Source organism: Massilia sp. S19_KUP03_FR1 (assembly GCF_036688685.1).
Lineage (GTDB): Bacteria > Pseudomonadota > Gammaproteobacteria > Burkholderiales > Burkholderiaceae_D > JALYUM01.
Genome location: NZ_JAQQPS010000005.1, coordinates 1 through 13,669, shown reverse-complemented (window position 1 = coordinate 13,669; position 13,669 = coordinate 1). Strand labels below are relative to the sequence as shown.

Genomic DNA, 13,669 nt, shown 5'->3' with positions numbered 1-13,669 from the left:
CTCCTTATCCGAAGAACATGTAAGCGACCAGGATGGCGGCGACGATGCCGGCGAAATCGGCAATCAGCCCGCACGAAATGGCGTATCTCGTTTTGCGGATGCCGACCGACCCGAAATACAGGGCGACGATATAGAAGGTGGTATCGGCCGAACCCTGGAAGATGCAGGCCAGCCGTCCGACGAAGGAATCGACGCCGTAAGTTTGCATGGCGTCGATCATCATCGCCTTCGAGCCGCTGCCCGACAAGGGTTTCATCAGCGCGGTCGGCAGCGCCGGCGTGAATTCGGTGTGCATGCCGAGTTGGACGAACACCCAGTCGAGACCTGCCACGATGAACCCCAGCACGCCCGAGTTGCGGATGACGGAGATCGCCACCAGCATCCCGACCAGATACGGGATGACGGTCAATGAAGTTGTGATGCCGCCTTTTGCACCCTCGATAAAGGCTTCGTAGACGTTCTCGCCCTTGCGCATGGCGCCGACGATGAAGATGATGATGATCGAAAACAGGATCAGATTGCTCGCTACTTTCGAGACCAGCTCGATCTCCTGCTTGGTCAAAAAGATCGTGAAGTAGCAGACCAGCGCGACAATTGCGGCCGTGATGCCACCGAGCCAGCCCAGCACGACGCGGTTGAGCAGGTTGATGCCCTGGCGCAGCGACACGGCGATGATGCCGGTCACCGTGGCGACATAGGTCGCGATCATGCACGGGATAAAAATGTCGGCCGGGTTGGCGGCGCCGAGGATGGCGCGCTGGGCCATGATGGCCAGCGGGATCAGGGTCAGGCCGGAGGTGTGCAGCACCAGGAACATGATCTGCGCGTTGCTGGCCGTGTCTTTCTGGGGATTGAGCGTTTGCAGGCTCTCCATCGCTTTCAGGCCGAACGGCGTGGCGGCATTGTCCAGGCCGAGCAGGTTGGCGGAAAAATTCATCACCATGTGGCCGGTGGCGGGGTGGTCTTTCGGCACGTCGGGGAAGATGCGCGAGAAAAACGGCGCGATCACGCGCGCCAGCCAGCCGACCGCGCCGGCCTTTTCGCCGATGTTCATGATGCCGAGCCAGAGTGTCATGACGCCGGCCAGGGGCAGGGCGATGTCCATCACGCCGGCCCGGGCCGATTCAAAGGTGCCGTCGATGATTTTTTTGAAGATCTCGTTATCGCCCAGGAACAGCCATTGCAGCAGCGCCGCCACAAAACCAACGATAAAAAAGCCCGACCAGATGTAATTTAATGCCATGAGTGAGTCCGCAGATGCGCTTGATTGTGCAGCAAGAGTATAGGCGGTGCGCTTGATGCATTGATGAAAGAATATAGTGGCCGTATGCAAAAAGCTTATTGGTGGGACCGGATGGCGGTGGCGCGGGACGAGTCCATCCCTTGCCCGCAGCCTGTGCCAGCGCCTATCATCGTGCAATTGCACCCGGACCCGCCATGACGCCATTTCGCCAGACCATCACCGCTTTGTTCATCGCCACCGTGATGGCCGCCACCCCCGCCATGTCCGCGCCCATGAAAACCCTGCACATGTTCCTGTCGACCAGCGAAACCGGCCTCGACCCCGCCGTGGCGTCCGACCTGGCGACGTTGAGCCTGCTGGAAAACCTGTTCGACCCGCTGCTGCGCTACGATTACCTGGCCCGCCCCGTAAAATTGATTGGCAACACGGCAACAGCAATGCCTGAGGTGAGCGACGGCGGCAAAACCTACACCTTCCACATCCGCCCCGGCATTTATTTCACCCCCGACCCGGCCTTCAACGGCAAAAAGCGCGAAGTAACGGCGGCCGACTATGTCTACAGCCTGACCCGGCTGTACGACCCGCAGATCAAGTCGCCTTTCGCATTTTTCTTCGAAGGCAAAATCTTGGGCGACGCAGCCTTGAAGGAACACTTTAGCTACGACACGCCGATTCCCGGCCTGCAGGCGCTCGACCGCTACACGCTGCGCATTCGCCTTGCCGCCCCCGATTTCAATTTTCCGTTTTATCTGGCCACCCCGGCGGCCAGCGTGGTGGCCAGGGAAGTGATTGCTGCCTATCCGGGCCAGGCCGGCAACCACCCGGTCGGCACCGGCCCCTTCATGCTGGCCGAGTGGAAGAGAAGCGATCGCATCGTGCTCGAAAAGAACCCGTACTCCACTGCCGTATTCCACGCCAGCGGCAAGGTCGATCCGGCCGACCAGGCGCTGGCCGCCGCACTGGAAGGGCAGCGCCTGCCTCTGGTCGACCGCATCGACATCAAGATCGCCGAAGAGTTCCAGGGCCGCATGCTGGGCTTCCTGGGCGGCGAATACGATTACCTGGAGCAGGTGCCGGAAGCGATGACGGACATGGTGCTGCAGGACGGCAAACTAAAACCGGCGCTGGCCGCGCGCGGCATGCAGCTGTACCGCTTCCCGGTGCTGCAAACCTATTACCTCTGGATCAATATGGAAGACCCGGTGGTGGGCGGCTACAGCAAGGAGAAAGTGGCCCTGCGCCGCGCCATCTCGCTCAGCTACAACAACCTGGAAGACATCGCGCTGCTGAAGAAGGGGCTGGCCATCAAGGCCGAGTCGCCGCTGCCACCGAATGTGCTCGGCTACGACCCCGCCTACCGCAGCCCCGTGCCCTACGATCCGGCGCTGGCCAATGCGCTGCTCGACCGCTTTGGCTACCAAAAGCGCGACCCGGACGGTTTCCGGCGCGCGCCCGACGGCAGCGTCTTGACGCTGGCAATGTCCAGCGAAGCGACGGTCGGCGGACGCCTGCGCGATGAGATGTGGCGAAAATGCCTCACCACGGTCGGTCTGCGCGTGGTTTTTCGCTCCGACAAAAAAACCGAGATCATCAAGGCCTCGCGCCTGGGCAAGGTGCAGATGTTTGAAACCAACTGGGTGGCCGACTTCCCGGACGGCGACAATTTCTACCAGTTGCTGTACGGCCCGAACGCCGGGCGCGCCAACTACGCCCGTTTTAATTTGCCCGCCTACAACGAACGCTACGAGCAGGCACGCGTGCTAGCGGACGGCCCCGCCCGGCAAAAGTTGTATATCGAAATGAACCAGCTGATCCAGGCATACAACCCGTGGGTCCCGCTGACCCACGTCATTTCGGCGGATTTACGCCAGCCGTGGCTTAAAAACTACAAGCGCCACCCGGTCGAGCTCACGCCTTGGCGTTATCTGGACGTTGACCTTGCCGAGCGCAAGCGCGTCAATAACATGGCGCATTAGTCTTATCCTGTCGGCATATTCCACAAAGTTATAGTGCTAGCCGGAAATTTCATTGGCTGGCGCTGGCCTTCGCCGCTTAATCTCAAATAACAGATAACGTAATGCAAAGACATTACGCCAACCCTTCCGCACTGACAACGGTGCGAAATGCGACCAGCACACCCTAGGAGAAACCCGTGAAGTTGAAGAAATTGACACACCTGATCGCCCTGATCGGCGCAGTCAGCCCTGCGCTTGCGCAGCAAGTCGCGGCGCCCGCTGGTACCCCACCCATGGCACGCGTCGAAGTGACCGGCTCGAGCATCAAGCGCATCGCCAAGGAAGGCGCCTTGCCGGTCCAGGTGATCACCTTCGACCAGATGGAAAAGAAGGGCATCACCAACGCCGAGCAACTACTGCAACAAATTTCATCGAATGGCACCGGCTCGGACAACCAGGTGTCCGGCAACAACGTGTTCGGCGCCGACGCCGACCGTACCAGTGGCGGCGGGTCGTTTGCGTCCCTGCGCGGCCTCGGTCCGAACAGCACGCTGATCTTGTTGAACGGCCGCCGCGTCGCCACCCATGGCGGCAGCGGCAAGGCCGTCGATCTGAATTCGATTCCGCTCGGCGCCATTGCGCGCGTGGAAATCCTGAAGGATGGCGCCTCGGCCATTTACGGTACCGACGCGGTCGGCGGCGTGATCAACTTCATTTTGAAGACCAATTACACGGGGCTGGAAGTAGCGGCGTCGACCAACCAGACCGAAGCGGGCGGCGGCGCCATCCATCGCCTGTCCCTGTTGGGTGGTACGGGCAACCTGGACGAAGACAAATTCAACATCATGGGTAGCCTGACCCTCGACAAGAACGAACGGCTCGACTCCAGCCAGCGTGGATTCGCGAATGGCTACCAGCCAGCGCGCGGCCTGTCGCCGGACACCACCGGCACGCCGTCGGCCAACCAGCTGTCCGGCGCCGGCACCGCGCTGGGCGCCAATTTCACCCGGCCTGGCGACGCCAATAAATACCTGCAGGCTGGCCTGCTCAGCCTGCAAGGCAAGTGCGACACAATTCCCGGCATGTCGCAGTACAACACCGCACTGTGGAAAGACGTGACCTCACCGCTGCGCTCGACCTATTCGTGCGCCTACGATTATGGCGGCGACTATGTCATTCAACTCCCGGCCGAGCGCGCCAACGGCCTGTTGCGCGGAACCTACCAGTTTAACCCGGACCACAGCGGCTTCGTCGAAGTGCTGGCCTCGCGCAGCAAGGCCACCGCCATTTTGACGCCGGCCCAGATCTCGACGACGCTGGCGGCCGGCAACGCCTATCCGGTGGGCGGCGCCTATTACCAGGACCTCTCGCCGTATATTTCCACGTATGACAAGACCAAGCCGATCATCTACAAATGGCGCGCCACGCCGTTCGGCAACCGCACCCAGGAACAAGTCACCGACAACCTGCGCGTGCTGGCCGGTATCGAAGGCACGCTGGCCGGCAAGTACGATTACCGCCTCGGCGCCTCGCACGCCGAGAGCGAAAGCAAGGTCTCGCTGCTCGACGGTTACGCCTACACCAGCAAGTTCAACGCGGCCCTCGGCAGCGGCGTCATCAACCCGTTCATCGTCGCCGGCCAGGAGCAAACTGCGGCCGCCATGGCGCTGGTCGAATCGACCAAGTTTCGCGGCCAGCTGAACCATGGAAAAACCAGCCTGAACCAGGTCGACGGCAACCTGTCCGGCGAGCTGTTCAACCTGCCTGCGGGCGCAGTGGCCGGCGCAATGGGCTTCGATTTGCGCCGCGAAGAGTACAGCTACGCGCAGGATGCCGATGCGACCCAGATTCTGCTGGCGCCGGGCAATGCGGGCCTGCCCAAAGCATCGCGCGACATCAAGGCGTTGTATGCCGAATTGATCGTCCCGGTCCTCAAAAACCTGGAAGTGCAACTGGCCGTGCGGCGTGACCAGTACAGCCTGATTGGCGCGACCACCAACCCGAAAATCGCGTTCCGCTACCAGCCGTTCGAGGCGCTGCTGTTCCGTGGCTCGGCCAACAAGGGCTTCCTGGCGCCGAGCTTCACCCAGCTGTACACGCAGTCGCTGGACCAGGAGTTGCCAAGTGGTGTGAGCGACCCGGTGGGCTGCGTGACGCATCCGGGCGACCCGCGCTTTTGCGCCATTGAGCGGCTCGATTACAAAACCGGCGGCAACCCGAACCTGAAGCCGGAAACCTCGAAGCAGGGCAGCCTGGGCGTGGTGTTCGAGCCGGTGCGCGGCTGGTCGGCGTCGGTCGATTACTTCGCCATCAACTCGAAGGACCGCATCCTGAACCGCACGCCGCAAATCGTGCTGGCCAATGCCGTGGCACTGGCGGACAACATCATCCGCAATGCTGACGACACCATCCAGTACGTGCAAGCCGGCTGGATCAATGCAGCCGGTAGCAAGACGCGCGGCGCCAACATCGGCCTGCGCGCCCAGGGCATGGTATTCGACGGCACCAAGTGGTCGGCCGAGATCGAAAGCACCTGGACCCAGAGCTTCAAATTTGCCGAGATTCCTGGCCAGGCCTACAAGGAATATGTCGGCAATTTCTATACGCGCGACCTGTACTTGCGCTGGAAGTCGAACGCATCCCTGTCGGTCACCAAGGGCGATTGGGGCAGCTTGCTGTCGGCGCGCTACGCGAGCGGCTACAAGGACCAGGTACCGAACGGCGGCAGGCTGTACCCGGCCGGCTTCAACCCGATCGTCGACGACTACCTGACCTTCGGCCTGTCGGTCACGTACACTGGCATCCCGCACCTGTCGCTGACGGCCGGTATCTTGAACCTGTTCGACAAGAACCCGCCGTTCACTGCCCACAATGTCGACGAAGTGGTCGGCGCCGGCTGGGACCCGCGGGTGGCCGATCCACGCGGACGCGCCTACTCGCTGCTGGCGAAGTACACTTTCTGACGAACAGCACAGCCAACCGCCCGTCGACGCAGCAGGTTCGCCTGCCGCCCCGGCGGGTTTTTTTTATGGAATGGGAACGCGCATGGCAGGCAGGAGACGATTCATGGCCGCACTGGCTGCCGGCGTCGCGGCACCGGCGCTGGCAGCGCAGCCGGCTGCGCTGAAACTGATCAAGCCGCCGCGCTTGCAAACCGGCGACGTGATCGGCCTGGTCGCGCCGGGCGGCTACACCACCGAAGCGGCGATTGCAAAAGCGGTGCGCAATATCGAGAGCCTTGGCTGCCGCGCAAAGCAGGGCGCCAACCTGCGCGCCGTGTTCGGCAACTACGGCGGCACCGCGCAACAACGGCTGGACGACCTGCACGCCATGTTCGCCGACCCGGAAGTGAACGCCATCTGGGCCATCCGCGGCGGTTCCGGCTGCATCGCGCTGCTGGCCGGCCTGGACTACGCCTCGATTCGCTCCCACCCCAAGATCCTGCTGGGCTACTCCGACATCACGGCGCTGCACCTGGCCATTCACCGCCAAGCCGCTCTGGTGACCTTCCACGGGCCGGTAGCCTCCTCTACCCTGTCCGACTACGCGGCGGAGCAGTTGCTGGCCGTGCTGCGCGACCCGCAGCCGATGACCACCATTCCGATGTCGTCGGCGAATGCGTTTCAAGGCTTGACCGAGCCGCTGTATGCGGTGCGCACGGTCCACGCCGGCGTCGCCAGCGGCGTACTGATGGGCGGCAATCTCTCCATGGTCAGCGCGCTGGCCGGCACGCCGTATGCAGCCGGGATTGCCGGGTCCCTGTTATTCCTCGAAGAAGTCAACGAAGCGCCCTACCGTGTCGACCGGTCGATGACGCAGCTCGACCTGGCCGGCGGTTTGCAGAACGCGGCCGCCGTCGTCATCGGCATCTGCGAAAACTGCGGGCCGGAGGCCGGCGATCAATCGCTCACGCTCGACCAGACGCTGGCGCTGCACCTCGACCGGCTCGCGGTGCCGGCGGTGACCGGCTACTCGATCGGCCACATCCGCAATCAGTGCACGCTGCCGATCGGTGTCATGGCGACGCTCGATACGCTGCGCCAGACATTCACCTTGCATGAGACGGCTGTGAGCTAAGCAATATTCCTATTTCTGGTCACAAAGTTCGCATAAGATACAGTGATTGTCGATTCGATCACCTCCCATGCTCAACTTTCCTCTGCTCGCGTTTCCCCTCGTTGCCTTGCTGTGCACGTCGCCTGCTTTGGCGGATGACAAGCCGGTCGGTTGCCAGTATGTCGAAGTGGCGACGCTGCCCGTCAAGTACGCGGGCGCCAGCCTGGAGCCGACCATTCCCGGCACCATGAACGGCAAGCCGGCGCGCATGCTGATGGACACCGGCGCCGATCTCAGCGCCCTGACCCAGGACTATGCCGAAAAGCTCGACCTGAACCTGCAGTGGACCGGGCGCTGGGCATCTGGCATCGGGGGCGAAGCGCGTCTGTACAGCGTGCGCGTCAACGAAATGACGGTGGGGCCGTCGCGCGCGGGCGTGTCCACCATGCGCGTGATCGGCGCCATGGGCAGCAAACCTTCGTTCGATGTCATCGTCGGCGCACCGTTCCTGCTGCAGGCCGACCTGGAGATGAACCTGGCCGACCGGGAAATCAAGTTCTTCCGCCCGCAAAACTGCAAGGACACCTTCCTCGGCTACTGGAAGGATGTGCCGGTGACGGAGATTCCCTACAACTGGCGCACGACCAAAGGGCCGAATCCCCATTTCACGGTGGAGCTGAACGGCCACCCGCTCGACGCCATGATCGACAGCGGCGCCCCGGCCACCTTCATCGAACTGGCCGCCGCCCGGCGTGCCGGCTTGCGGCTCGATGCACCCGACGTCAGGAAGCTGGCCGATATCACCGGCGTCGGAGAACGCAAGGTCGCCCACTGGAGCGCGCACTTCGACAGGCTGGCCATCGGCGACGAACACATACTCGACGCGCGCATCAGCGTGATGGAGTCGCAGGGCGAGCGCGATGTCGACATCCTGCTGGGCCGCGACTTCCTGCGCCAGCATCGGGTGCTGTTCGCGAAGAGCCAGAAGAAACTGTATATATCGTATACCGGCACCGGTGACGTGTTTGTCAGCCGCGCCTCGTCGATCGAACCGTGGCTGCAGCGTGAAGCCGACGAAGGCAATCCGGATGCCGAATTCCAGCTGGCGAATTTATACCGCATTGGCACCGTCGTGCCGAAAGACCTGGCCAAGTCCAGCCACTGGATCGAACTGGCCGCGCGCCACGGCCATCCGGGCGCCGAGCTGGCGGTGGGCCGCAGGCTGATGTCGCTTGGCCGCGATGCAGAAGCGGCGCCACACCTGCGCGCCGCGCTCGACCAGCTGCCGGACGATGGCCGGATTGCGCTGTGGCTGTACATCGCGCGCCTGCGCGCCAACCAGGCCGCGCTGGGCCAGCAGGAACTCGACGCCGCCTTCAAGACCAGCAAGGGCTGGCCGGCGCCCGTGGCGCAGTTTTATCTTGGCCGGCAGGACGCCGCCACCCTGTTCGCGCAGGCCGCCCAAGACGCTGCCAAGGCGCCCGACGTGGCCAAACGGCGCATCTGCGACAGCGCAGCAGCGGTGGCGGATCTGTACGCGGCGCAGGGCAAGGCGGCCGAGACGACCGCGGTCCTGGCATCGCATGGGGAGTGCAAGCTGGCGCCGCGGCTGGCCCTGGCCGCTGCGGCACAATAAGCATGAAGTTCGCGGTCAAGCCGTATTTGCAGACCGTGTCAATACGCCCGGACGCGGTCATCGACGAGGCCCACTACCCCTACAATATTCCCGCCGTGCGCGATTTGGGCACGATCGCATTCCACCCGGATGTGACGTTCCTGATCGGCGAAAATGGCGCCGGCAAATCGACACTGCTGGAAGCCATCGCGCTGGCGCTGGGCTTTAGCCGCGAGGGTGGCACGCGCGGCTTCAATCTGTCGACGGCGCAATCGGAGTCCTCGCTGCACGAAGTGCTGAAGCTGGTGCGCGGCTTTCGCCAGCCGCGGGACGGCTATTTTTTGCGTGCCGAGAGTTTCTACAATGTCGCGACGTTCATGGACCAGACCGGTTATCTCGACGGCTACGGTGGCAAGTCGCTGCACGCGCGCTCGCACGGGGAAGCGTTCATGACGCTGCTGACCCATAAATTCCGCGGCAAGGGTTTGTACCTGCTCGACGAGCCGGAAGCGGCCCTGTCGCCGAATCGCCAGCTGTCCGCGCTGCGCCTGATCCGCGAACTGGTCGCCGATACGTCCCAGTTCATCATCGCCACCCACTCGCCGATTTTACTGGCCTATCCAGGCGCCAAAATCCTGCAATTCGACGGCAGCGGGATTACCGAAGTGGCGTATGAAGACACGGAACATTACGCCATCACGCGCGATTTTTTGAACCATTACCCGCGCCGGCTGGAGCAGCTGTTCAGCGATGACTGAACCAGCTTCAGGGGCGCCTGCACGGCGCTCATCACTATCCAAAACCTGCTATCTTGGTAAAAAACCTCGCGGTTCAACCTACTCCAGGAACGCCATGACCTTTGCTAAAACCATCTTCCGCCTGATCGCAGGCAGCGCCCTGCTGGCCAGCGCGACCGCCTTCGCCCAGGAAGCGCCGACGCGCATCCGTGGCGACATCGTGTCGGTCGACGCCGCCACGCTCACCGTCAAGCGGCGCGGCAGCGGCGACATCGTCAAGATCGCGCTGGCGTCCGATGTGAACGTGGGTGCGGTGAAGAACGTCAAGCTGGCCGACATCAAAAAAGATGCCTTCATCGGCGCCGCCACCGAGACTGGCGCCGACGGCAAGCTGACTGCGCTGGAAGTGCTGGTATTCCCGGAAGCGGCGCGCGGCACCGGCGAAGGCCATTACGCCTGGGACCTGCTGCCAGGCAGCATGATGACGAATGCGAATGTCGACATGGTCGCCAGCGGCGTCCAGGGCCGCGTGCTGACGCTGTCCTATCAAGGTGGCAGCAAGGAAGTCATCGTGCCGGAAGCAACGCCGGTCGTGACGTTGACGCCCGCCATGCGGGCTGACCTGATCGTTGGCAAAAAAGTGTTCGTGGTCGCCACCGGGTCGAGCGCCAGCTACAAGTCGTCGCGCGTGGTGGTGGAGAAGGACGGCGTCGCGCCGCCGATGTGAGCGCCTTTGTGATGAAACCCGTCGTGAAAATTTGTGCTGCAGCTTTGGTGTGCCTTGCCACCCCGGTCACCGTGTGCGCCGAGCCGGTCGTGCCTGACGCGGCCAGGGCCGGTGTGGCCAGTGCGGTGCAGCGCTATGCCAATGCGATTGCGTGCAGCGGCGTGAAAGTCATGCCGGCCGACGTCATGATGCTCTCGGCCGGCTACGAGGGCGCATTTGCCGCCCGGTATGCGGTGCTGTGGGTGGGCGACATGCGCTGTTTCGGCGGTTCTGGCACCGAGCAGACGCAGCTGGCAATTGCCACCTTCAATACCGGCCAGTACGTGGTGCAGCCGGAACTGTCGTCTCCGGTGGTGGCGTTCGAAAGTCCGGTACGCGTGGTCACCCGCATCATCAGCCACAACGCCAGAAATCTGGTGTTGGAAGGCCGGGAATATGGCCCGGAGGATCCGCAGAGTACGCCCTCGGTGCCGGTCCGGTTCATCCTGCGCCTCGACGGCACCGGCAACTGGAAGCTGGTCGACAAGGTGTTTCTGCACCGCGCTGCCGAGTAGCGCTGACCTCAGCATCCGAACTTCAGCGTCCGAACCTCAGTGCCCGACGATGTGCGACAGCGCCGCGAACGCCGCACCCGTCTGCGCTTGCTCCAGCAGGATGCTCATTTCCAATTGACGATCGCAAAGAACGATCTGGCGCCGTGGCGGCAATATCTGCCTGGCGTGAAACGCGTGTAGACCCCGATGCTTTGTAAAAGGTGAACAAGTCACTGCGGGAAAAGACACACTCTGTTTCGTTTTTGCACAAAATTCTTCGCGCAGGCTGCCAGAATTTGTCATGGACAAACCACGTCATACATCCCGCATTTCGACGCCGTTTTCATAGAATTCTGCAAAAAACGCGTGCAGTTGCCGTGCGGAAATGGTACGTTACATTCTGTACATACAGCAGATTATTTTTACAACAATTCTTTGCTGCGCTATCTGGACAGACTGAATGCGGCCCGTGCTCGTACGCCATGGGGGCGCGATATGACAACCTCGTGGACAAAAAATGGACATACATAAAATTTGGCTGGCCTCGTCGATCGGTGCTGCATTGCCGTTGATGCTGTGCGCCAGCGCCTCGGCCGCGCAAATGATGGGCGAACCTGTGGCCCGGACCCAGCAAGCTGAGCAGGCCGTCGTGATCCAGCTGGATAACCGGCGCGCCTACAACGGCATCGATCAGGAACACGGTTTTCGGGTGAAATCGCATCACCCTGGCGTGGCCGGCACGGCGATTACGCGCGCTGCGCATACCTACAAGGGCGTGCGCATCTTTCACGGGGAATCGTTGGTGGTGAGCAGTCGCACTGGCAGGCTGCTGAGCGAAGTGCGCTCCAACCGCGGCGATGGCCTCGGCCGTGGCGCGGACAATGCGGCGTCTGCCCCAGCCACGCGCGGCCGCTTTGCCAATTTCAGCGTCACGCCCGTCATCTCCGGCGAGGACGCCATCAGCCTCGCGGTAAAAGCCACCGCGCCGGGTGCCAGCCATGTCCAGAGCCCGGTTGTGGAACTGATCATCTATCCTGTCGTGACCAGCGTGCGCACGGCCGCGGCCGCGGGCAAGACCGACGCCCAGCTCAACGCGCTCGACCTGGTCGACCAGGTCACCAGCTACGAGTTGGCCTATCTGGTGCAGACGCGCATGGCCAGCGGCAACAAGCCGATTTTCCACGACACCATCATCAGCGCCAACGACGGCCGCATCCTGGCCCAGTGGCGCACCTTGAAAACCGTGGCCGGCACCGGCAAAAGCCAGTACAACGGCACGGTGCCCCTAAACACGACGCTGACCGGCGCCACCTACACCATGCTCGATACGACGCGCGGCGTCGGTGGCGCGTACGGCGGGATGGCGGTCACCAACGCCAACCACGGCACCACCGCCGGCGCGATCTTCGCCAACACCACGAATACCTGGGGCGACGGCTTGCAATACGTGGCGGGCGGCGTCACCACCAATGCCAACGGCCAGACCGCGGCCGTGAACGCCATGTGGGGATTGACGAACACCTACGACATGCTGAAAAACGTGCTGGGCTGGCAGTCGCTCGACGGCAACAATACGGCCACCTACATTGCCGCCCACGTCAACACGGCCTATGACAATGCCTATTACAGCGACGCTTGCCGCTGCATGTACATTGGCGATGGCAACTACTTCAAAAGCCTGGGCGCGCTCGACGTGATCGGCCACGAAATGGGCCACGGCATCACCGCCGCCACCTCGAACCTGACCTACTGGGGCGAATCGGGCGGCCTGAACGAATCGGCGTCGGACATCAACGGCGAAATGGTGGAAGCGTACGCGCGCGCGGGCGGCACCGGCAGCACGATCCCGGCCACCGGCAACGACTGGGTGATGGGCACCGACATCTCGAAAACCGGATCGCCGCTGCGCTACATGTACAAACCCAGCCTCGACGGTGGCAGCCCGGATGCCTGGAGCAGCACGCTGGGCAACCTCGATGTCCATTACAGCAGCGGCCCGAACAACCGCATGTTCTATTTTCTGGCGCAAGGCTCGAACGCCACTACCACCTCGAATTTCTACAGCGCTTACCTGACCCAGCTTCCTAAAGCGATGACCGGGATCGGCAGCGACAAGGCCTACCGCATCTGGTTTCGCGCGCTGACCACCAAGTTCACCGCGTCGACCAACTACGCCGACGCACGCGCCAAGGTGCTGCTGGCTGCGCAAGAACTGTACGGCGTCGGCTCGAAGGAGGCAACGGCAGTACAGCGGGCCTACGCCGCCATCAACGTCGGTGCCGATGTGGCCGAGGCCACGGGCTTGGCCATCGCGTCGAACCCGGCCGGCGTAAGCGTGCTGGCCGGCGCGACCGCCTCGTTTGCGGTCACGGCAAGCGGCGGTACGGCACCCTACAAATACCAGTGGCTGAGGAATGGCGCCATCATCGCCGGCGCCACGGCCGCCAGCTACAGCCTGGTCACCAAGACGGCTGACAGCGGCGCCGTATTCAGCGTCAAGGTTACCGACTCGGCCGCCACGCCAGCCAGCGCCACCAGCGCCAACGCCACCCTGACGGTCACCCTGCCGAGCGTGGCGATTGCGTCGCAGCCGGCCAGCGTGAGCGTGCTCGCTGGCGCCACTGCCTCGTTTGCCGTGAGCGCCAGCGGCGGCACCGCGCCCTACAAGTACCAATGGTTGAGGAATGGCGCGGCCATTGCCAGCGCCACCGCGGCCAGCTACAGCTTGGTCACCAAGGCAGCCGATACCGGCGCCGTGTTCAGCGTCAAGGTGACCGACTCGGCCGCCACGCCCACCAGCGCC

At 62.9% G+C, this 13,669-nt stretch carries 10 protein-coding genes; 8 read left to right on the top strand and 2 right to left on the bottom strand.

The genetic code is table 11. The features are described from left to right. Window positions 1–4 precede the first annotated feature (4 nt). Window positions 5–1,243, bottom strand: a complete 1,239-nt coding sequence (locus V6M87_RS06560) for a nucleoside recognition domain-containing protein (protein WP_332875796.1) — start codon at window positions 1,241–1,243, stop codon at window positions 5–7. Between the two features lie 194 nt (window positions 1,244–1,437). On the opposite strand from V6M87_RS06560, the gene V6M87_RS06555 reads away from it, so the two are divergent. From V6M87_RS06555 to V6M87_RS06525, 7 genes are all read left to right on the top strand, one after another. Beyond that, on the top strand, window positions 1,438–3,219 hold the full coding sequence (locus V6M87_RS06555; protein ID WP_442920557.1) for an ABC transporter substrate-binding protein: 1,782 nt from the start codon (window positions 1,438–1,440) through the stop codon (window positions 3,217–3,219). Window positions 3,220–3,395: 176 nt separating this feature from the next. Beyond that, window positions 3,396–6,161: a TonB-dependent receptor gene (locus V6M87_RS06550; RefSeq protein ID WP_332875795.1), complete on the top strand. Its 2,766-nt coding sequence runs from the start codon at window positions 3,396–3,398 to the stop codon at window positions 6,159–6,161. A 103-nt stretch (window positions 6,162–6,264) separates the two neighbouring features. After that, window positions 6,265–7,275: a S66 peptidase family protein gene (locus tag V6M87_RS06545; RefSeq protein WP_332875794.1), complete on the top strand. Its 1,011-nt coding sequence runs from the start codon at window positions 6,265–6,267 to the stop codon at window positions 7,273–7,275. A gap of 67 nt (window positions 7,276–7,342) precedes the next feature. Continuing rightward, complete coding sequence (locus tag V6M87_RS06540) at window positions 7,343–8,890, top strand: aspartyl protease family protein (RefSeq protein WP_332875793.1); 1,548 nt, start codon at window positions 7,343–7,345, stop codon at window positions 8,888–8,890. Between the two features lie 2 nt (window positions 8,891–8,892). Further along, window positions 8,893–9,627, top strand: coding sequence for an AAA family ATPase (locus tag V6M87_RS06535; protein ID WP_332875792.1), 735 nt, complete (start codon window positions 8,893–8,895; stop codon window positions 9,625–9,627). Between the two features lie 94 nt (window positions 9,628–9,721). Continuing rightward, window positions 9,722–10,333: a hypothetical protein gene (locus V6M87_RS06530; protein ID WP_332875791.1), complete on the top strand. Its 612-nt coding sequence runs from the start codon at window positions 9,722–9,724 to the stop codon at window positions 10,331–10,333. A gap of 47 nt (window positions 10,334–10,380) precedes the next feature. Next, window positions 10,381–10,887, top strand: coding sequence for a hypothetical protein (locus V6M87_RS06525; protein WP_332875790.1), 507 nt, complete (start codon window positions 10,381–10,383; stop codon window positions 10,885–10,887). Between the two features lie 36 nt (window positions 10,888–10,923). Here V6M87_RS06525 and V6M87_RS06520 read toward each other — a convergent pair whose 3' ends face one another. After that, window positions 10,924–11,169, bottom strand: a complete 246-nt coding sequence (locus V6M87_RS06520) for a hypothetical protein (protein WP_332875789.1) — start codon at window positions 11,167–11,169, stop codon at window positions 10,924–10,926. A gap of 214 nt (window positions 11,170–11,383) precedes the next feature. Here V6M87_RS06520 and V6M87_RS06515 point away from each other — a divergent pair. Continuing rightward, the coding region (locus V6M87_RS06515; RefSeq protein WP_332875788.1) for a M4 family metallopeptidase at window positions 11,384–13,669 on the top strand (2,286 nt) is incomplete at its 3' end.